General features: G+C 58.3%; 20 protein-coding genes and 1 tRNA gene. 12 read left to right on the forward strand and 9 right to left on the reverse strand.

Annotation, left to right across the window (positions count from 1 at the left end; translation table 11 throughout):
- Window positions 1-8: 8 nt before the first annotated feature.
- From O0881_RS15815 to O0881_RS15825, 3 genes are all read right to left on the reverse strand, one after another.
- Entirely contained in the window at window positions 9-857 is an 849-nt protein-coding gene (locus O0881_RS15815) for a hypothetical protein (RefSeq protein WP_289912114.1), read from the reverse strand.
- A 527-nt stretch (window positions 858-1,384) separates the two neighbouring features.
- Window positions 1,385-4,309 (reverse strand): tetratricopeptide repeat protein, encoded by a 2,925-nt coding sequence (locus O0881_RS15820; protein ID WP_289912115.1) that lies wholly within the window; start codon window positions 4,307-4,309, stop codon window positions 1,385-1,387.
- A gap of 345 nt (window positions 4,310-4,654) precedes the next feature.
- Complete coding sequence (locus O0881_RS15825; RefSeq protein ID WP_289912116.1) at window positions 4,655-5,098, reverse strand: helix-turn-helix transcriptional regulator; 444 nt, start codon at window positions 5,096-5,098, stop codon at window positions 4,655-4,657.
- 294 nt (window positions 5,099-5,392) lie between these two features.
- On the opposite strand from O0881_RS15825, the gene O0881_RS15830 reads away from it, so the two are divergent.
- The 10 genes from O0881_RS15830 to O0881_RS15875 all read left to right on the forward strand — a co-directional run bounded on the left by O0881_RS15830 (window position 5,393) and on the right by O0881_RS15875 (window position 10,077).
- Complete coding sequence (locus O0881_RS15830; RefSeq protein WP_035820909.1) at window positions 5,393-5,596, forward strand: hypothetical protein; 204 nt, start codon at window positions 5,393-5,395, stop codon at window positions 5,594-5,596.
- 37 nt (window positions 5,597-5,633) lie between these two features.
- A complete protein-coding gene (locus O0881_RS15835) occupies window positions 5,634-5,822 on the forward strand; it encodes a hypothetical protein (RefSeq protein WP_046682347.1) in 189 nt (62 codons plus the stop codon).
- Window positions 5,819-6,082: an ogr/Delta-like zinc finger family protein gene (locus tag O0881_RS15840; RefSeq protein ID WP_289912118.1), complete on the forward strand. Its 264-nt coding sequence runs from the start codon at window positions 5,819-5,821 to the stop codon at window positions 6,080-6,082. Before O0881_RS15835 ends, O0881_RS15840 begins: the two co-directional genes overlap by 4 nt.
- Before the next feature lie 120 nt (window positions 6,083-6,202).
- Complete coding sequence (locus O0881_RS15845; protein WP_289912119.1) at window positions 6,203-6,604, forward strand: hypothetical protein; 402 nt, start codon at window positions 6,203-6,205, stop codon at window positions 6,602-6,604.
- A gap of 101 nt (window positions 6,605-6,705) precedes the next feature.
- Entirely contained in the window at window positions 6,706-7,059 is a 354-nt protein-coding gene (locus O0881_RS15850) for a hypothetical protein (RefSeq protein WP_035820917.1), read from the forward strand.
- The gene (locus O0881_RS15855; RefSeq protein WP_289912122.1) at window positions 7,049-8,887 is read left to right on the forward strand and encodes a replication endonuclease; all 1,839 of its coding nucleotides are present in this window, start codon (window positions 7,049-7,051) and stop codon (window positions 8,885-8,887) included. The genes O0881_RS15850 and O0881_RS15855 overlap by 11 nt, the downstream gene beginning before the upstream one ends.
- Window positions 8,884-9,036, forward strand: a complete 153-nt coding sequence (locus O0881_RS15860) for a hypothetical protein (RefSeq protein ID WP_170846482.1) — start codon at window positions 8,884-8,886, stop codon at window positions 9,034-9,036. The genes O0881_RS15855 and O0881_RS15860 overlap by 4 nt, the downstream gene beginning before the upstream one ends.
- On the forward strand, window positions 9,030-9,269 hold the full coding sequence (locus O0881_RS15865) for a hypothetical protein (RefSeq protein ID WP_289912126.1): 240 nt from the start codon (window positions 9,030-9,032) through the stop codon (window positions 9,267-9,269). The genes O0881_RS15860 and O0881_RS15865 overlap by 7 nt, the downstream gene beginning before the upstream one ends.
- Complete coding sequence (locus O0881_RS15870; RefSeq protein WP_289912127.1) at window positions 9,266-9,880, forward strand: hypothetical protein; 615 nt, start codon at window positions 9,266-9,268, stop codon at window positions 9,878-9,880. The genes O0881_RS15865 and O0881_RS15870 overlap by 4 nt, the downstream gene beginning before the upstream one ends.
- Before the next feature lie 29 nt (window positions 9,881-9,909).
- Entirely contained in the window at window positions 9,910-10,077 is a 168-nt protein-coding gene (locus O0881_RS15875; protein WP_289912128.1) for a hypothetical protein, read from the forward strand.
- Between the two features lie 143 nt (window positions 10,078-10,220).
- Here the strand turns inward: O0881_RS15875 and O0881_RS15880 are convergent, their stop codons facing one another.
- The 6 genes from O0881_RS15880 to O0881_RS15905 form a co-directional block, all read right to left on the reverse strand.
- A complete protein-coding gene (locus tag O0881_RS15880) occupies window positions 10,221-11,402 on the reverse strand; it encodes an integrase arm-type DNA-binding domain-containing protein (protein ID WP_289912129.1) in 1,182 nt (393 codons plus the stop codon).
- Between the two features lie 194 nt (window positions 11,403-11,596).
- A tRNA-Ser gene (locus O0881_RS15885) sits at window positions 11,597-11,686 on the reverse strand.
- Window positions 11,687-11,807: 121 nt separating this feature from the next.
- Window positions 11,808-13,853 (reverse strand): EAL domain-containing protein, encoded by a 2,046-nt coding sequence (locus tag O0881_RS15890; RefSeq protein WP_289912130.1) that lies wholly within the window; start codon window positions 13,851-13,853, stop codon window positions 11,808-11,810.
- 1 nt (window position 13,854) lies between these two features.
- Complete coding sequence (locus O0881_RS15895) at window positions 13,855-14,943, reverse strand: HDOD domain-containing protein (protein WP_354670217.1); 1,089 nt, start codon at window positions 14,941-14,943, stop codon at window positions 13,855-13,857.
- Window positions 14,944-15,245: 302 nt separating this feature from the next.
- Complete coding sequence (locus O0881_RS15900; protein WP_099664952.1) at window positions 15,246-15,875, reverse strand: response regulator transcription factor; 630 nt, start codon at window positions 15,873-15,875, stop codon at window positions 15,246-15,248.
- Between the two features lie 14 nt (window positions 15,876-15,889).
- Window positions 15,890-17,260, reverse strand: coding sequence for a cache domain-containing protein (locus O0881_RS15905; protein WP_289912133.1), 1,371 nt, complete (start codon window positions 17,258-17,260; stop codon window positions 15,890-15,892).
- Between the two features lie 241 nt (window positions 17,261-17,501).
- Here O0881_RS15905 and O0881_RS15910 point away from each other — a divergent pair, with 241 nt between their 5' ends.
- Window positions 17,502-19,562, forward strand: coding sequence for a carbon starvation CstA family protein (locus tag O0881_RS15910; RefSeq protein WP_251350882.1), 2,061 nt, complete (start codon window positions 17,502-17,504; stop codon window positions 19,560-19,562).
- Entirely contained in the window at window positions 19,562-19,762 is a 201-nt protein-coding gene (locus O0881_RS15915) for a YbdD/YjiX family protein (RefSeq protein ID WP_010396213.1), read from the forward strand. The genes O0881_RS15910 and O0881_RS15915 overlap by 1 nt, the downstream gene beginning before the upstream one ends.
- The last annotated feature ends 32 nt before the right edge of the window (window positions 19,763-19,794 follow it).

Below are 19,794 nucleotides of genomic sequence, written 5' to 3' on the forward strand. Positions count from 1 at the left end.
CCAGCTATCTAACCCGCACGTTTGTAGGCGCCGCACTGTAACGCTAATGGGCATGTAAATTCGGGAGCAGTATCGAACCATGATTTTGAATTACAAATGCCACTATTGAAATCAATGTGCTTAGCCACTATTAAATCTCTTACATATGCCCTTCCATAAAAAAAACCACAGAGGACAGTTTGTGAAGTCTCAAGCAACTGAGAATTTAAAAAGTTAAAAATTCGCCCTAAAAATTGATTTACTCCAGCTATCAATTCTTCAATCTTTTTGAAAATATCATTGATAACTAGCGGCTTAGAATTTCTTATCATACCTTGATGCATGTAGGAAATATTATCTTCTCCAGAAGCTTGAAAGCATGAGCCTATATTAGAATGCGTGAGTTCGTCTCGAATACCGAGTAATTCGCCATACCAAGTCGCCTCAGTGAACGCTATTCGTAGCTCAGGAGGAAAATCGCTAATTCCGCCACTTACAGCACGAGTAAAAAATCTCCGGGTGGAGTCAGTAATTCCCCTACATTTCTTGTATATCGCAGTAACAACTTTTCTGGCGCAATCAACAGAAGAGTAAAGTTCGGTAAAAACTCCCTCAACAACTGCGGCAAATTCTGTCGCATTAGATGCACTTGTAAATCCATTAGCGGTCAATTCCGCCTGATCAATTTTTAGATTTGGCACAAGCTTCATCGCAAGATTACGCAATGTAATTGCTTTGTCGAAGTGTCCGCCTATCCCCGAGACGGCTTTTTTTACATCACTGCCAAAGCTATGAGTTCCAGCATAAAATTTTGAAAACTTATCTACCTCACCCCATTGATCAGGGCAGAATACAATTACATTTGGCTGTAAATTCATGATAAGACCTAATTTTTAATTTCTAAAAAAGATAAAATCAGCAAGCGAAAATTAGCACTAAACCATGTAAATGCCGTCAAAAATTGACGCGGCAGGCGTTAAGTTATACTAAGTTTATTTTCCTCGATCCAACCACATCGCTGGAATATCGCCCATCTGTCCTACACATTCCATGGCTCTGCCGCGTGATCGTTCAACGTGGCCCAGAGAGTAAGCCTTCCCGGCGATGTAGAGTGTTTAACAGTTTAAGGGGCAGCTCTGCCATTCCGACACAGGCCCAACTATGCGGATCCACAAGCTAAAGTCTCTGCGTAAGCTCGGCGTCAATACGGATACGCAGCATAGTTAGTCATGCCATATTGATAATTAGTACATCACAGTGTGTTGTGAGCCTAGATACCAAGGCCGAGATCGTCTCTGAATGGCAGACCTGACCCCGCCATCGCGGAAAACTTCATTGATTTATCGGTAGATCTTCGCAATAAAGCCGCCTTCCTAAAATGGCTGGTCCATGTTTAGAAAAATCATCAGACAGATTTTCTCGAATTGGTCAAAATATCCTGCCACAATGTATTAAGCAGGCGCTCATATTCAGTATCTTCCGGTTCGATGCGATGTTTTTTTGCGTCGGCAAGTTGATTTTCGAGCGCTTGCTGACCACCGAGAATCAAGCACTCACGCGTTTCATCCAATCCCATGTTTTGTGCCAAAAGAAACTGTCCATATCCAATATTACCTAATACTATTGCACGATCATCCTCACCACAAATCATAAACGCACGTTTAAGCACCGACTGTAGCGAAGTCAATAGCTTTGTTCGCTGTGGCTCATCCGACCAACTAGCCTTAGCCTGAATAATTTTCGCAAAGCCAATACTATTTAACGCGTTGCCAACCAGATGGCGCATACCGGACTCCACGTCATGGCTATAGCGTGTGTCTATCTCACCAAATACAGCGATGGCTCTTTCATAATTATCCTGTTGGAGCAGCCGCGTACCCTTGCTGTTTAATACCCCGGCCACCAGCTCGCGCATGTTTAGCGCTTCGTCTTGCCCATAGCGTCTGTCAATCTCATCATAGACAAGAATTTCGCCGTCAAGATTAGCAAGTTTTTTAAGCACCTCACCCTTGTTACACAACGCTTCGGCCACGCGCTGACGCAAATCAGGCTCCGGATCTTGGCCAAAACGCCTATCAATCTCATCGTAGACAGCGATTTCTTCGTCTGGCTTGCCTTGTAACCCCAGTGCTCCCCCTTTATTGCGTAATGCTCCGGCCACTACGTCTCGCACGCCAGACGCCATGTCCTCGCCAAAGCGCCTATCGAGCTCAATATACACAGCAATTTCGTCATCGAGCCTATTTTGCTGGTGTAGCACTATAGCTTTATTGTTCAATGTACCGACCACAATCTTACGCGTTTCAAGCTCAGAGTCTTGGCCATAGCGTCTGTCGATCTCATCGTAAGTAGCGATTTCGTCATCGTGTTTGTTCAGCTTGCCCAACAAACAACCTTTGTTGATCAATGCTTGGGCCACTACCTCGCGTACGCCAGGCGTCACGTCTAAACCAAAGCGTCGATCGATCTCGTCATAGACAGCCATTTCGTCGTCGAGCATCCCCTGTTGGCCTAGCACAATGGCCTTGTTGCGTAGTGCTGAGGCCACCTCCTGATGCATACCAGTAGCAGTGTCCCGACCAAAGCGCCGGTCAATCTCATCATACATAGCGATTTCGTCATTGGACCTCTCTTGTTGGCCAAGCACTGTACCCTTGTTAAGTAACGCTTGAGCCACCACCTGGCGTACGGCATGTACCATGTCCTGACCAAACCGTCTTTCAATCTCGTCGTAGACGGCGATTGCATCGTCAAATCTATTCTGCTGGCCCAGCAAGATAGCCTTATTCTTTAAGGCTTGGGCCATTCGTTCGCGCATATCCGGATCTTCGTCTTGACCAAATCGACTATCAATCTCGTCACAAACGGTGATGCATTCTTCGAAGTTATCCAGTTGACTCAACGCAATGCTTTTGTTAATCAATACCTCGGCAACCAGCGAACGCGTGCCAGGTGCCACGTCTTGGCCAAAGCGCCTTGCAATTTCATCATAGACCGCAACTTCATCTCGGAACTTGTTTTGCATGCCGAGCGTTATACCCTTGTTGCGCAATGCCTCCGCGACACGCTTGCGCATACCCGGTGCTACATCCTGGCCAAAACGCCTGTCAATTTCATCGTAGACGGCGATTTCGTCTTCAAGCCTATCTAGTTGCCCCAACACAATGCCCTTGTTCCGCAACGCCACAGCCACCCGTTCTCGCACGCCAGAAGCTACGTCCTGGCCAAAACGTCTATCGATCTCGTCATAGACGGCAATTTCTTCTTCTCTCCGACCTTGTTGGCCAAGTACGATGCCCTTGTTGCGTAAAGCCTCAGCTACTCGCTCACGCACACCTGGCGCCACGTCCCTGCCAAAGCGACTATCAATCTCATTGTAGACAGCAATCTCATCATGGGGCTTGTTTTGATGGCCCAATGCTATGCCTTTATTGGTTAAGGAGCCAGCCACTCGTTCGCGCACATCAGGCGCAAAGTCTTTACCAAAGTGTCTGTCAATCTCATCATAGACGGCAATTTCAGCATCGTACTTGCCTTGCTGTCCCAACGTAACTCCCTTGAGAAGCAAATACAAAACATGTTCATTTGCTGGCACGTTTACGCCAAGTTTAATTGCTGCGTCGAACGAATCTAGGGCGCCCTCAAACTTCCCGTTCTTGTAAAGGGCAAGCCCTCGAACATAGTGGTCATTGGCACTAAAATCGCTTTCAGGTTTGGCTTTGAGTTCTTCACTAGCATTCTGGATGATTTCGACAGCCGCAGGATCCTCCGAGTGTTGTACTTGATCTGCATCACCAGTCTGCGGCATAAACGCCAAGATCGCCGCATTTATTTTATTCCTAGCTACCAGTGTATCGTTCCCGAACCTACCCATATCGTCGGCAATCTTAGCGCGACCTGCCTCTGCCTCTTTCACTAGATTAACAATCAATTCCTGAAGATGACTGTCTTTACCATCAAACCATTTCTTCACTGCTTTCTTCGCCTCACTCTTAGCACGCGCCGTTGCATTGACGTAAGTAAGCCATCCAGCAAGAGCCACAATCACACTAATAGCTAAACCAGTGATCGCCACAATAGTTCCCAACCAAGTCGCGTTCGTTCCTTGATTTGTGGCCTGCGCCCCAAATTGCGCGCTAAAATCGGCAAGTCGCTTATCGCTTGAATCAAGAGAAATTTGCACTTTATGCTGAAAGTCACTTAAATCATTTTCTATCTTTTGCAAGCGATCTTGTTGTTTTGAAAAAATCTCTTTAGATGTCAGCTTATCGGAAGCGATGGCATTAGCATTAAAGACAAATAAGAGAATAAATAATATTCTATATAACATTAGCAAACAGTCCTTTTTAGCACAAAGAAAATACATTTCTCATCTAACGGCGAACCCAGACAACCAATTTTCCAGATAAAATTACCAGTCACCCTTGTAGAGCCCCATGGAAGGATCCAGATGCACCATCGAATTCAAAAATTATTTTTCTCCACAATAATGCAAATCACGCAAGATCTCCCATCGTAGCAATCCAATTTGCTGATGATCCGGGAAGTCACTGGTTTTATTATTTCACATCGATATTGAAACCAACAGCAAGCAAAGAGGATTGGTGCCAAGGCGAAAATTTTCCATCTGCTCTTTCGCCTTAACGCTGCTAATTTTTTCTTTCCCCACGTATTATTACGGCGATTTTTTTTTGCGACCAACGTTGATCGTTTGTGGAGCCGTTACATCTCCATGAATCTGCTGTCCAACTTTGCCATGGAAAACCATCTGCGTGCTGCGTTCGACTGACCTAGGTGCTGGGGTCACCGCAGGTTCAATAATTCCTTCAAGCACACCAAGAACCCTCGCTTTCGCCCGAATATCCAATTTGCGATAGCCTATTAACAATTCTTGCTCGTCTGCAGGCAACGCCGAGGACGCATGCTCTCCTGTCAACAAATACAACACATCTACCCCAGCCGCAGCGACAGCGGCCAGGTAGTCCGAATCTGGTGTCCTGGAGCCATTTTCGTAATTGAACTGGGCACCCTTTTTTACCCCGCCAAGGGCAGCAAACTCGTCCTGATTGAGGCCGAGGCGCTTCCGTTCGTCCTTAAGACGATCAAAAAAATACTTCATTTGAGTACAAATACCTTTCCAAATCACTCAAATGAGTGATATATTTACGCCATTCCGTAGCGATTACAGATCATAACATTATGAATAATTTGTCAAAAGTCCGACGTACTGCGAAGGGCATCACTTCTCGGCCACTCGGCGTCCGCTTGACGCCTGACGAGGTAGACGAGGTCGAAAGCTGCGCTACGAAACTTGAACGTTCCCGTGCCTGGTTCCTCCGCTTCCTGATCCTGCGCGGCCTCGCCGACTACAAGCGCGAACTCGCATCCAAATCCACCCACTAAGGACCACGTCATGTACCCCGATGCAAAACGTATCCGCAGCCACCGCGTCATGCTGCGCCTCGATGACTATGAGCACCAGCTCGTTTCCTCGATCGCCAACTACCAGGGCGAAGAGCTTGCGGTGCTGGTGCGCCAGATCGTGATGCGTGAAGCCTTGGCAGTGATCGCCTTGGATGACGCCACCATCGACAGCGTACAGCGTCGTAGCGTTTAAACCGAGTCACTTTTGAGCAACTCTAAAGTTCCAAAAAATGCCAGACCATCAAATTAACCTCAATGACGAAGAGCGCGCGGTGCTGGAACTCGTGCGCCAACGCCAGGGGCTGGCAAGTATCGATCAGGCAGCTGAATGGCTCGTCAAGTCGCGCTTACGCATACAGTCGAAAAACATGACAGGTCGCGGTCGCGCCCTGTACCAAGTGGAAAGAAAGCTGAAATGAGAGTCATCGGCCTGCCCTGTCCGCATTGCGAATACACCGTCCGCGCCGTCAAAAGCCGCACGATGTCCGCCATGTTCAAGGAAATCACCTACATGTGCCAGAACCCGGACTGCGGGCACTCTTTCGTAGCAGGCTTGGAAGTACTGCGCACACTCTCACTGTCCGCCATGCCCAAGCCGGATATCCGCATCCCGATGTCCCAGCATGCGCGTGCGGCGGCCACCAGCCAGCTGGCCCTCGACCTGACAGTGGGCTGCTGATGACTATCCCGATTCTCGCGCCGCCGTAGCCCGGCCGTTGTAACTCCCCTTTTTTGCTGTGCCCTGCAGCGCTCCTTTTTGAGCGTGCGGGATTCGTTCAACCTGAAATAAGGAAAACCGATGGAAAACACGCTGCACGCCACCAGTGATGCCGACAAATCCATGGCATCAAGCACGATCCGCCCGACCCTGCAAAATTGCATTGTCCCCGTGGCACCAACGTGTTTTCTGCTGCAAGCCAGCGCGGGCATCGGCATTGCGGCGCTGTCCGCCCGCATCCATGAGATTGCCAAGACCTATCACGCCTACGGCGCTGCCAATCTCACCTTCATCATCAGCGATGCGCAAGCTTTGAATGTTGCGGGCTTTTTTACACCTGAGCACCAACGTGTTCTGCTCGGCGATCTGGCAATCGATTTGCGCTATCTGTTCGCCAGCGAATTGGGCGTCGTGCCGTACATCAGCTCCTTAAGAACACAGACTGATTGGGCCAAGTATTTTCCTAAGGAAGGGGCACGCTAATGCTGCGCCTGACCAAAACCTGCGGCATCTGGCTGCTGTCGCTCCTGATCGTCATTGCCCCCGGCGTGCTGCGGGCCATTGGCTTCATCAAGGACTGAACCATGCCGGCGTCCCTTATCGACAATCACCTGTCGTTCCAGCCTGCCGCCGAGATTCTGGCCGCGCGCGACAAGGATATGCCGACGCCACCGGGCGCCGGGCATGCGCTGGCCGCCATCGCCGAAGCCAAGGCCCAGCTGCGCAGCATCAAGCCGCGCAATCTGGCGCCCTTCATGGCCCAGGCCTGGGGATTGTCGCCGCGTGGCGCGCGCCGTTCCGTGTTGATCGCCGCCGGCCTGGACGCCGACCGCTGGGAATCGCCCATCCATTCATTTACCGAGGAAGAGCGCATCGAGCTGCGCGCCGCCACCTCTGCCGCTATCCGTGTGTACGAAAGACTGTTGAATGCAATCTAAACAAATCCTGCTGCCTGCCCCGCAGCGTCACGAAGCCTTTTTGCGATCCGCCCAGTTCGCGCCCGAGCTGGCCCGCATCCCCTACAAATGGCGCAACCGCGTCATCACGGCCGCCATGGCCAAAATGGCCTGGTCGTCCTGGTACAAAGTCTATGAATCCGTCGCCACCAGCTTTGTGCGCGAGTTCGCCGAACAGTACGTGCCGGCCGGCGTTGACCTGTCGCAGAGCGATGCCGACATCGTAGCCACCGCCGAGCGCGCGGCTGCCGGCGTGACCAAAATGCTGTGGATGGCCGTATCCGACACGCACGCCTTGCAAATCATGGAAGACGAATGCGCCTCGTATGGCATTGAGCTGCCCGAGTTCGACACGATGACCGACACCATCGCCCGCCTGGTGGACGCCCGTTGGTGGCGCCGCCAACTGCGCAAGCGCGTCAAGCGCGCCTTCGAGGCCGGCAATATCCGCCTGGGCTATGTGAACTATCGCGGTGAACCCTACGCCAGCAATGATGCCGTGCTATCGCGCCTGGCGCAGAACCGCCGCAACGCGGCAGCACTGGCCGCCACCTTGGTGCAAAACGAAAACGGCCAGCAATTCAGCATCGCCGAGCTGGCCGAGAAAACGACAGCGAATAAGGCCATCCGGCGCGGCGAACTGATGTTGCGCATCAACGGCTTTGAGCAGATCGCCCGCGAGTGCGGCGACCAGGGCATTTTCATCACCTGGACGTGCCCATCGCGCTTCCACGCCATGCAGCACAGCGGCAAGCCAAACGACAAGTTCGATGGCTCGACGCCGCGCGAGGCAAACGCCTACCTGGGCAAGATGACGTCGCTGTGCCGCTCCGCGCTGGCGCGCCGGGGCATCGGCCTATACGGCTTCCGCATCGCCGAGCCGCATCACGATGGCTGTCCGCATTGGCATCTGCTGCTGTTCGTCCGCCCCACGGCCAAATACAAGACGGCCCACCTGCAGGACGTGGCCGGCCGCGCCATCCGCATCATGAAGCGCTACGCCTGGCGCGTGGATCGTGGCGAACCGGGCGCCTTCGCGCGCCGCCTGGACGTCAAACGCATCGACTGGACCAAGGGCAGCGCCGCCGGCTACATCGCCAAGTACGTGGCCAAGAACATCGACGGCGTGGCTGAGCACAAGACCAAGGAAGGTTATGTCGTCACGGCCGACACTGAAGGCGATGTCGAGCTGACGCCATCGGCGCGCGTCGAGTCCTGGGCCGCGTGCTGGGGCATCCGTCAATTCCAGCAATGGGGCGGCGCGCCCGTCACCGTATGGCGCGAACTGCGCCGCATCGAGGAAAGCATGGTCAATGAAGCGCCGGCCGCCATGCGCCGCGCCTGGAATGCCGTGCAAAAGATCGACGGCGAAAAGCGCGCCTGCTGGGCCGAGTACCTGCGCGCCCAAGGCGGCGCCCTGGTGCCGCGCAAGGAACTGGTCGTCACGCTGGCCAAGGACGAAAAGACCGTCATCGGCCGCTACGGCGAAACCCAGCGCATCACGCCCTACGGCGTGCGCTGCAGTGATCTGATTGGCGTGGTCTTCAAGTCCGTGCGCCATACGTGGACGCCGGTACAGGCCACAGGCGCTCGCGCGGTGGCTGTTGGGGTTGCCGTTCCTCGGACTCGTGTAAATAACTGTACGCACCCCGTTGGCCCTACCCCGGCCACGCCGCCGGCGGCGCCCGCGCCCAACCTGTCCCACGAGGCAAAAACAGCGCTGATTGCCGCCTGGGCGGCCGTCAACGCCTGCCCGTATCCCCGGCTGATCGTCCCCGACAACCCACCCAATGAAGGAAATGGCACATGAGCACCTACGCCGTGATCGTTCGCACGCAAACCGAACGCTTTGACTATGCCGCGATTGCCGCTTGTTGCGGTGACGTGATTCTGGACGCCATCGACCGCTACGGCGTGTGCGGCGTTTCTGCCAAATTGAAAGGAAAACCGCAATGCTGACCACCTCGACCAATTCACCGCGGCAAGTCGCCCTGGGCGACCGCGTGACATTCGACACCGATGAAGGCTACCAGGCCGGCACCGTCAACGACCTGCGCCGCGACGTGGGCAATGGGGAGCTGCACGCCTGGGTGGAGCTGGACCACCAGTGGGCGGGCATGTTCCGTGCGGTGCCGCTGGGCGCCATTGAGGCGGTCAAGAAGGCTGTCGCGCCTGTCGGGTGCCCAGCATGACAGCGGAACCCTCATTACCTGCCGTGGCGGCCTTGTTCGTGCGCGCCAATTCGATCTACAAGACCATGCCGGCGGTCGATGCATGGGATGCAGAGCGCGACGCCCGCGCCTGGCCAGGTGGCGTGCCGGTGGTGGCGCATCCGCCGTGCCGCTCGTGGGGCACGCTGCGCCATCTAGCCAAGCCTCGCCCGGACGAAAAGGAACTCGCTGTGTGGGCCGTCGCCCAGGTGCGCAAATTCGGTGGCGTGCTCGAGCATCCAAAGCGCTCGACCCTCTGGCCACACTGCGGCTTGCCAGCGATCGGCGAGCGGGACAAATTTGGCGGCTGGACGCTCCCAATCTTCCAAAGCTCGTTTGGCCACCGCGCCGAAAAGGCCACCTTGCTGTACATCGTCGGCTGTGCGCCGGCTCAAATACCGGCCATGCCCATCGTCCTGGGCGACGCCTCGCACGTGATCGCCGCAGCTGGCCGCAACCGCGCCGGCGAGCGGCGCCGGAAAGGTGATCCAGGCTGGCGACCAGAATGCGGCAAGGCAGAACGCGAGCACACGCCCGCCGAGCTGGCACATTGGCTGGTCTCCCTGGCGCGACGCTGCATGGTGCCCGCATGAACAGTCTATTCCTCGACGGAGAGTGAAAAATGGAGCAATACAAAGAATTCTGCCGGCTGCGCGACTACCGCAAGCCTGGCGTCGAAGTGCCGCACCACACGGAGGCCGAAGCATTCGCCTTGGCGGTGCAAAGCAAAACAGGCCATGCAGAACCAGGCCAGCGCAAGAAAAACCCCACCACGAAAGGAATCAAGTAATGAACGAAGACCGAATTATTTACCGCCAGGACTTATACAAAATGCTGGGCGTCACTTCGGAGACGCTGCGCAGATGGGTGAAGGAGAACAAGCTGCCGCCGGCGGACGTTTCCATAACCCAGCGCACGCTGGGATGGCGCCTTTCAACGCTCCAAGCCGCTGGGATCAGGCTTCTTTAACAGCCAGTCAGCGAAGGCCTGAAGCATTACGCGGCGCTGCTTCAGGTATTCCGCCGAGTTGTACACTCCGCGCACGCCGCCGTCCTTGTGCGCGAGCTGCACCTCGACATGGTCCGAGTTGTACTCGTGCTCGTTGGCCCAGGTGGAACCGACCTTGCGCCAGCCATGGCCCGTCATCTTGCCCTTGAAGCCGATACGGTGAATGAGGTAAAGAATCGCGTTTTCACTCATGGGGCGGCTGCCACCCCGGTCGTTCGGGAAAACGTAGTTGCTGCCCCGCGAACGCAGCTTCATTTCCGCCAGCAGGTCCAGCGCCTGGGAAGACAGCGGCACCAGGTGCTCGCGGCCCTTCTTCATGCGCTTGCCCGGTATCCGCCAGACATCGCCCTCCACTTCCGCCCAGGTCATGCGCCGCAACTCGTCCGTGCGCGTCCACGTCAACGCCAGCAGCTTGCAGGCCAGCACAGACTGAATTTCATCTTCCAGGTCCAGGCGCTCCATGAACGGATGCACCTCGGCCAATGCCAGGGCGGCGAAGCCTTCGCGCGGTTTGCGGGAAAAGGCGACCTTCGAATTGATGTTCGATGCGGGGTTCTCTTCGCAGTGGCCGTGCTGGATGGACCAGTCAAGAACCTGGCCCACCCACATGCGCACGCGCCGGACGTAGACGGACAGGCCGGCGGCATCCATCGGGCGCAGCGCGGCCATCAAGTCTTCCTTGGTAATTTCACGCACGGTTTTCGCGCCCAGCGTCGGGGAGATGTACATGGCCAGCGCGCGCAGTGCATTTGCCTTGTAGCCGGCGCTGATGTCCGTGCGTCCCGCCCAGTAGGTATCGATGGCGGCATCAAGGGTAATGGATGGGCTGCTTGCCTTGCGCTTCGGCTTGAGGTCGTCGCCGTCGATCAGTTTCAACCGCAAAACGTCGCGGCGCTCGCGTGCTTCCTTGAGGCCGATCAGGGGATACGGGCCGATGACGGCAGTTTGCTGCTTGCCCTCGTCGTTACGATAGGCCATGCGCCAAACCTTGTTTCCGCTTGGCAGGACGGCCAGCATCAGGCCGTGGCCATCGAAGAGCTTGCGCAGTTTGCCGTCGTTCGGCGTGGCGCGGCGGCAGTCTGCATCGGTAAGCGTATTGATGGCCATGCGAAATCCTGTAGGTACGGGTTTGAGAAAAACCGCATGATACCTACATTTCAGCCTACGCGTGATTCTGTGGGATGGTTTTTGGATGGTTCCGAATCTGTGACTCGGAGGGATAAAAATCAAGCTAAGTCGTTGATTTTCAATGAAATTCGGTGGAATATAGGTTGAGTATACTCACGAATTTTTTATGTACTTGGCGGAAGCGGTGAGATTCGAACTCACGAACAGTTTAACCCGTCGCCAGTTTTCAAGACTGGTGCCTTCAACCACTCGGCCACGCTTCCAGATGGCAGCATTATACATAAAGGTCCGTGGCTTACCAATGGCGAGTAGTCGGTGGCGCGCATTTAAGCCCCAAAGCGGCCTCGGGGGCCAGTGGGCTGCGCCGGCATGCCAACGGAAAGCCTACACGCCCCAGTTTTCCCGCAGCGCCTTCTCGAACTCCCCCGCCGGCAACGGGCGCGAGAACAGGTAGCCCTGCACCTCGTCGCAGCCAGAACTCTTCAGGAAAGCCAGCTGTTCCGTCGTTTCCACGCCTTCCGCGATCACCTTGTGGTGCAACTGCTGGGCGATGCTGATGATGGTGCTGGCGATGGCGCAGTCGCTTGCGTCGGTGGGGATGCCGGTGGTAAAAGACCGGTCGATCTTCAGGGTGTCGATGGGGAAGCGTTTCAAATAGGACAAGCTTGAATAGCCAGTGCCGAAATCGTCCAGCGACAGGGCCACGCCCAGGGCCGTGATGCGGTCCATGATGCCGATGACCCTCTCGATGTTGTGCATCAGGGTGCTTTCCGTGATTTCCAGCTCCAGCCAGGCCGCTTCCAGGCCATAGCGGGCCAGGGTCGCCGCCACCCTGGCGGGCAAGGCTGCCGTGAATTCGCGGGCGGAAACGTTCACGGCCAGACGGATCGGCGGCAGGCCGGCCAGTTTCCACGCCTGCGCCTGGGCGCAGGCTGCTTCCAGCACCCATTCGCCCACTTGCACGACCAGGCCCGTCGATTCGGCCAGGGGGATGAATTCGGCCGGCGGGATCATGCCGTGCTGCGGGTGGTGCCAGCGCACCAGGGCTTCGGCGCCGATGATGCGGCCGCTGCCCAGCGCGTATTTCGGCTGGTAGTGCAGCAACAGTTGCTGCTCGGACAAAGCCTGGCGCAAGCCTGTTTCCAGGCGCATGCGCGCCTGCATGCCCAGGTTCATGTCCTGGCTGTAGAAAGCCACGCTTTCCCCTTCGCCGCCGCTGTCCTGCTTGGCGCGGTACATGGCGATATCGGCCAGGCGCAGCAGGGTTTCCGCGTCCTGCCCGTCCTGAGGGTACACGCTGATGCCGATGCTGGCGCCCACGCGCAGGTCGTGGCCTTCGATCAGGAACGGTTCCACCAGCGAGCCCAGCAGCTTTTGCGCCACCATGCTGGCCTCGAAATGCTGGCCGATGTCGAACAGGCCGACGGCAAACTCGTCGCCGCCCAGGCGCGCCACCAGGTCCTGGTCGCGCAAGGCATGGCGGAAACGCAGCGAGACTTGCCGCAGCAGTTCGTCGCCGATGCGCCGGCCCAGGGTGTCGTTGATCAGTTTAAAACGGTTCAGGTCGATGAACAGCACGCAGCCGAGCATCTTGCTGCGCTGCGCCACGGAGAGGGCCTGGTCGACCAGCTTGGCCAGCAAGGTGCGGTTAGGCAGGCTGGTCAGCGGGTCGTAATACGCCAGGTGGTGCAAGCGCTCTTCGGCCAGCTTGCGCTCCGTGATATCCGTCAGGTAGGCGATGAGTCCGATGGGCTTGTCGTCCAGGTCTTGCAGCGGCGACAAGGACAGGCTGGCCCAGAAGATCTCGCCTGACTTCTTTCGGCGGCGCACCTCCATCAGGCGTCCTCCCTGCTCCAGGAAGGCGTCGTGGAAACCCGTGTCTTCATCGTCGTACAGGAACAGGATGTTGCGGCCCACGGCTTCCACCGAGGTGTAGCCGAACAGGCGCTCGGCGCCCTTGTTCCAGCTGGTGATGTAGCCCGTCAAGTCCATCGTCAGCACGGATTCGTGCAACTGGTCGAGGATTTGCGTCTGCTGCGCCAGCAAGGCTTCGACTTGCGCGTAGGCGTGCGTGGAACGTTGCGCCAGCGAATGCACTTGCAAGACGCCCGCCGTCAAGGATGCCAGGCTGGCCAGGTGGCGGCGGTCGGCGTCGCTGTACAGGCTGCGTCCGGCCACGCTGTAATGGCCGAAACAGTGGCCATCAAAACTGATTTCCTGCAGCAAGGCCGGCGTATCGCGGGGAAACGGCGCGGGCGGCGCAGCGGCGTCCAGGCTGGCCGCGGGCAGGAACTGGCCGTGCGGGCTGGCCATCACGGCGCTGGCGATGCGGCCCAGCTCAGCGACCAGCGCGGGGCCGCGCAAACGCACGACGGCGTCGCACAGGGCGGCGCTGTCACCGAGGAAATCCGACACCGGAAACAGGGTCATGCTAGAGGTTCCGGCTGACCTGGATGGCCCATTGGTAGGCCTGCAGCAGGCTGCGCCAATAGGTTTCTCCATCGATGCCGGCGCGGCGCAAGCCCTCGGGCGGCGGCGCGGCGCTTTCGACGAGCGCCAGCAAGGTGCCCAGCTCGCCATTGCGTTCGAGCAAAGCGACGCTCACTTCCGGCGCCAGGTTCAGGGTGGCGATGATCTCTTCCATCGGCATGCCCAGCAGCACGTCGAGCAGCGAGAACACGCCCGCCATGAAGGCCAGGTCTTGCGCGTCGCGGTCGCCGCCGCGCAGCTGGCACAGCGCTTCCATCTGCGCCGCGCGCACAGCAGCCAGCGGCAACAGCGCGTGGATCTTGCCATCGTCCTGTTGCCGCGCATACAGCAGCAGTTGCAGCCAGCGCTGCAGCTGGCGCCGGCCCAGCAACGTGATGGCCTGGCTGAAGCTGGTAATCGGCGCCGTGAAACCGAAAGCGGCTGAATTGACCAGTTTCAACAAATGATAGCTGAGCGATGGATCTTGCTTGAGCGGCACTTCCAGCTCGTGCGCGTCGGCATCGCGGGCCAGCAAGCCCAGCAGCGCCAGCAGGCGGCGCCGCGACGTGGCGTCTTCCGGCTCGCTTTGCTGGCGCGCATGGTGCAGGGCGTAATCGCCGGCAAACCAGCTGACGCCGAGTTCTTGCAAGGCGGCAAACTGCCCCGCGTCGGCGATGTTGTAGGCCAGGTGCGGTCCCGCCAAGGGCAGCAACTGGTGCAGGGCCGGACGGGCGCCGGACGCGTCAAAACTCAGTGCACGCGCGTCGACTTGCGCCGCCGTCACGGGACCGGCTGCGGCGCCATCGAGAATGAGGCGATAGCCGGCGTCGCGCCATTGCTGGCATTTTTTCTGGATGTGCTTGTCGCCGGCAAGATGGGCCGGCAAACGGAAGATGGTGCGTTGCGGCGCCAGTTGCGCCAGCACGGCCTCGTCCACGTCATGCGGGTCGGCCAGGGGAATGATGCAGTCGAGCGGCGCCAGGAAGGCATACGCATCGGCGGCGGCCAGCGCTGCCAGCAGCGGCGCCGTCGAGGCCTGCGGTACATGCAAGGTGACAGCGACCCACTCGTTATGAGCATTGGCAACTGCTTGTAATCCCACCAACGGAAACAGGTTTGATTCAGACGCTGACATCGGTATCTCAGTGTGGGTAGGGCGCCATAGTAAATAAACTGACCAGCATTGGCAACCCTGGCCCGACAGGGATGCCATTTCGACAGCGAGAATCATTCTATCCGAATCTCACCCACGAAACAGTTTAATTTTGGCAATAAATATTCAAAAAAAACATTCCGCCGGGAGACCCGCCTGTCATGCGGGTTTGACAAAACCACGGCACCGCGCACGCCTGCTCAGGCGCTGCCGCCATGCGCGTGCTCGACCGCATATTTGATCAATTCGGCCTGCCCTTCGATACCAAGCTTGCGCTTGATGTTCAGCCGGTGCGTCTCCACCGTGCGCACGCTCAGGTCGAGGTCGCGGGCGATCTGCTTGTTCGACTGGCCCGCCGCGATATGCTGCAGCACTTGCTGCTCGCGCGTGGTGAGGAAGGAATCGTGCACTTGCGGGCGCGACAGCTGCCGCGCCAGCGCGGCGCTGTAATAAATGCCGCCGGACATCACCGTCTCGATGGCGAAGACGATATCTTTCCCAGGAGCATCTTTGAGCACATAGCCGCGCGCGCCGGCGGCGATCGCCTGCGACACGTATTCGAGCTTGTCGTGCATGGACAGGATCAGCACGGCAATCTGCGGGAACGCCTGCTTGAACAGCGCCGTCGCCTCAATGCCATTCGTGCCGCGCATATTGATATCCATCAACACGAGGTCCACCTGGTGCGCGCGCGCCTGGCTCAACGCCTCGTCGGCGCCGCCCGCCTCGGCCACCACGTCGAAATGCGCCACCGCTTCCAGGCGCGCGCGCAAGCCGTCGCGCACGAGGGGGTGGTCGTCCACCAGCAGGATGTTGATCTTCTCGGTCATGGTTGCGTATCTATTTAGTGTGTGGATGGAAGACCGAGCCGCGCCAGCACCACGGTGCCGGCCGGGGACGAAGTGATGTGCAGGCTGCCGCCGATGGCTTCCATGCGTTCCGTCATGTTGCGCAGGCCGATGCCGCGCTGCGGATGCAGGGCGATGCCGTCGAAATCGAAGCCGCCGCCATTATCCTGGATGCGCAATTCCACCGCCTTGCCCGCCTCGTGCAGGCTCACTTCCACGCCGCTGGCGTGGGCATGGCGCTCGCAATTGGTCAGCGCTTCCTGGGCGATGCGGAACAACACGGTATTGACCATGTCGGGCAAGCCCTCGCCCGCCACCGCCGGGCTGGCCGTGAAACTGGCTTGCGCGCTGCTGCTGTCGTTAAATTCATGCACCAGGTGGTCGAGCGCGGCGGCCAGGCCCAGGTCATCTAAAATGGCCGGGCGCAGGTTGTGCGAAATGCGCCGCACCTCGCCCAGCACCTTGTTCAGCTGCTCGGCGGCCCGCTCGAAGGTGGCAGGCGCCTTATCTTTCTGTTCGGCATTGCCGGCCAGGCGCGCGATGCCCGCCTCGATCTGCAGTTTGATGGACACCAGCCACTGGCTGATGCCGTCATGCAAGTCGCGCGACAGCCGTGCCCGCTCCTCTTCCTGCGACTCGACCACGCGCTGCGCCAGCACTTTCAGCTTGGCGTCGGCCACCCGCAATTCGCGCAAGTTCAGCACCAGGCCGCAGGCGGCCACCAGCAGGGAACCGAGGATGGCGATGGCAGCGATCAATTCCATGGTCGAGCGGATATTGCGCGACTGCTGGGCGTCGACCTTGGCCAGCGCCTGGTCCACGTCATCCATATAGATGCCCGTGCCCATCATCCAGCCCCATTCCGGCATCAGGATCACATAGCCGAGCTTGGGCGCGGACTTGTTGCTCGACGGCTTGATCCAGTTGTAGCGCTCGAAACCGCCGCCGCCCTTCGCCCGCTGCATCAGGCGCTGGATGGTCAGATTGCCCTCGGCGTCGCGCAACTGCCACAGATTCTGCCCCACCAGTTCGGGCTGGCGCGGATGCATCAGCGACTTGCCCTGCAAATCGTAGATGAAGAAATAGCCATCGTCGCCATAGCTGAGGGCGGACAGGATGCGCTTGGCTTCCTCTTGCGTGGCGTCATCCTTGCGCCCCGACTGGTACAGGGAAGCAATGGAATGGCTGGCCAGGGTCACGTAATGCTTGAGCTCGGCTTCCTTGCTGGCCAGGTACGCCTGCTGGATGGTGGCGCGCTGCTGCTCGGCCAGGGTGATGGCCTGGTGCCGCACGGCAAATGCGATGGCGCACAGGGCGAGGATCAGCGGCGTGATGGCCAGGAAGATGACTTTCTGTCTGAGTTTCATGGCCTGGCGCTCCGGCGGCGTCGATGCTGGTGGGAATGCGTGATTTTACGTCGCGGCGACGCGATCGGTCTGCGTAGTAATACTGAGCGTTACTGCGTAGTCGTGCGCTTGCGGCAATTATACGATTCCTGAATACTCGCCATAAGCTGCAGATACACCAATTCATACCAAACTGGCAACGACCAGGCTCGGCAGCACACATCATCGCACGGCACAGCGCCCGTCAATCTCTGGAGGAAGCATGAACCGCATTTTCAAACAGCTCGGCTGGGCAGCGCTTGCGCTGGCAGGCGCCGGGTCCCTGGGCGTCGTCGCCCTGCAACGCGGCGAACCGATCAGCGCAATCTGGATCGTCATCGCCGCCGTCTGCGTCTACCTGATCGCCTACCGTTTCTACAGCCTGTTCATCGCCGACAAGGTGCTGGGCCTCGATGCCCGCCGCATGACGCCCGCCTTCAAGCACAACGATGGCCTCGACCATGTGCCGACGAATAAATATGTGCTGTTCGGCCACCATTTCGCGGCGATCGCCGGCGCCGGCCCCCTGGTCGGCCCCGTGCTGGCCGCGCAGATGGGCTATCTGCCCGGCATGCTGTGGATCTTGGCGGGCGTCGTGTTTGCGGGCGCCGTGCAGGATTTCATCGTGCTGTTCATTTCCATGCGCCGCGACGGCCGCTCCCTGGGCGACCTGATCAAGGCTGAACTGGGCGAAATTCCCGGCATGATTGCGCTCCTGGGCTGCTTCATGATCATGGTCATCATCCTGGCCGTGCTGGCCTTGATCGTCGTCAAGGCGCTGACGGGCTCCCCATGGGGCAGCTTCACCGTGATGGCGACGATTCCCATCGCCCTGTTCATGGGCGTGTATTCTCGCTTCATCCGCGTGGGCCGCATCGGCGAGATTTCCATCATCGGCTTCGTGCTGCTGATGCTGGCCATCATCGGCGGCCAGTACGTGCAGGAACACGCCGTGCTCGGTCCGATGTTCACGTTCACGGGCACGGAACTGACGTGGATGCTGATCGGCTACGGCTTCATCGCTTCCGTGCTGCCCGTGTGGCTGCTGCTGGCGCCGCGCGACTACCTGTCGACTTTCCTGAAAATCGGCACGATTCTCGGCCTGGCCATCGGCATCATCGTCGTCGCGCCTTACCTGAAAATGCCGGCCATGACCAAGTTCATCGACGGCTCCGGCCCCGTCTGGTCGGGCAATCTGTTCCCCTTCCTGTTCATCACCATCGCCTGCGGCGCCGTGTCCGGCTTCCACGCCCTGATTTCCTCGGGCACCACGCCGAAGATGATTGAAAACGAAAGCCACGCCCGCTTCATCGGCTATGGCGCCATGCTGATGGAATCGTTCGTCGCCATCATGGCCCTGGTGGCCGCCTCGACCATCGAGCCAGGCATCTATTTCGCCATGAACAGCCCGGCCGCCCTGATCGGCACCACGGCAGAGTCCGCCGCACAGGCGATCTCGCAGTGGGGCTTCTATGTCACGCCGGACATGCTGACGCAGACGGCCAAGGACGTTGGCGAGCACAGCATCATCTCGCGCGCCGGCGGCGCACCGACCCTGGCCGTCGGCATGGCGCAGATTCTCTCCGGCGCCATCGGCGGCAAGGCCATGATGGCCTTCTGGTACCACTTCGCCATCCTGTTCGAAGCGCTGTTCATCCTGACGGCCGTCGATGCGGGCACGCGTGCCGGCCGCTTCATGCTGCAAGACTTGCTGGGCAGCTTCGTCCCAAGCTTGAAAAAGACGGAAAACGTCATCGCCAACCTGCTGGCCACGGGCCTGTGCGTGGCGGCCTGGGGCTACTTCCTGTACCAGGGCGTGGTCGATCCATTGGGCGGCATCAACACCCTGTGGCCGCTGTTCGGCATCGCCAACCAGATGCTGGCGGCCATCGCGCTGATCCTCGGCACCTGCGTGCTGTTCAAGATGAAACGTGGCCAGTATGCGTGGGTGACGATCACGCCGACCATCTGGCTGCTGCTGTGCACCCTGACGGCGGGCTGGCAAAAGATCTTCGACGCCAATCCGCGCGTCGGCTTCCTCGCGCACGCCAGGAAATACTCGGCGGCCCTGGATGAAGGCACCCTGCTGGCACCGGCCAAGTCGGTGGCGCAGATGCAACAGATCATCTTCAACGATTACCTGGACGCCGGCCTGGCCGCCTTCTTCGTCATCGTCGTCGTCAGCGTGCTGTTCTTCGGCATCCGCACGATTCTGAAGGCGCGCGCCGACAGCCGCCCGAGCACCAAGGAAACGCCGTTCCAGGCCATGCCCACGGTGCAATGATGATCGACGAAATCATCAAGGCTGGACGGTATCTGGGGCAAAGCATGCGGCTCATGTGCGGCTTGCCCGAGTACGACACCTACGTGGCGCACCGGGAAGTGACCCATCCCGGCGAGCCGATGATGACGTATGAAGAGTTTTTCCGCGAACGGCAGGAAGCGCGTTACGGCGGCGCCGGCAAGCGTGGCGGTTGCTGTTAAGTCCTGTGTCGTGACTCACAATTGAGTCTGGG

The organism is Janthinobacterium sp. SUN100, assembly GCF_030397705.1.
Lineage (GTDB): Bacteria > Pseudomonadota > Gammaproteobacteria > Burkholderiales > Burkholderiaceae_D > Janthinobacterium > Janthinobacterium kumbetense.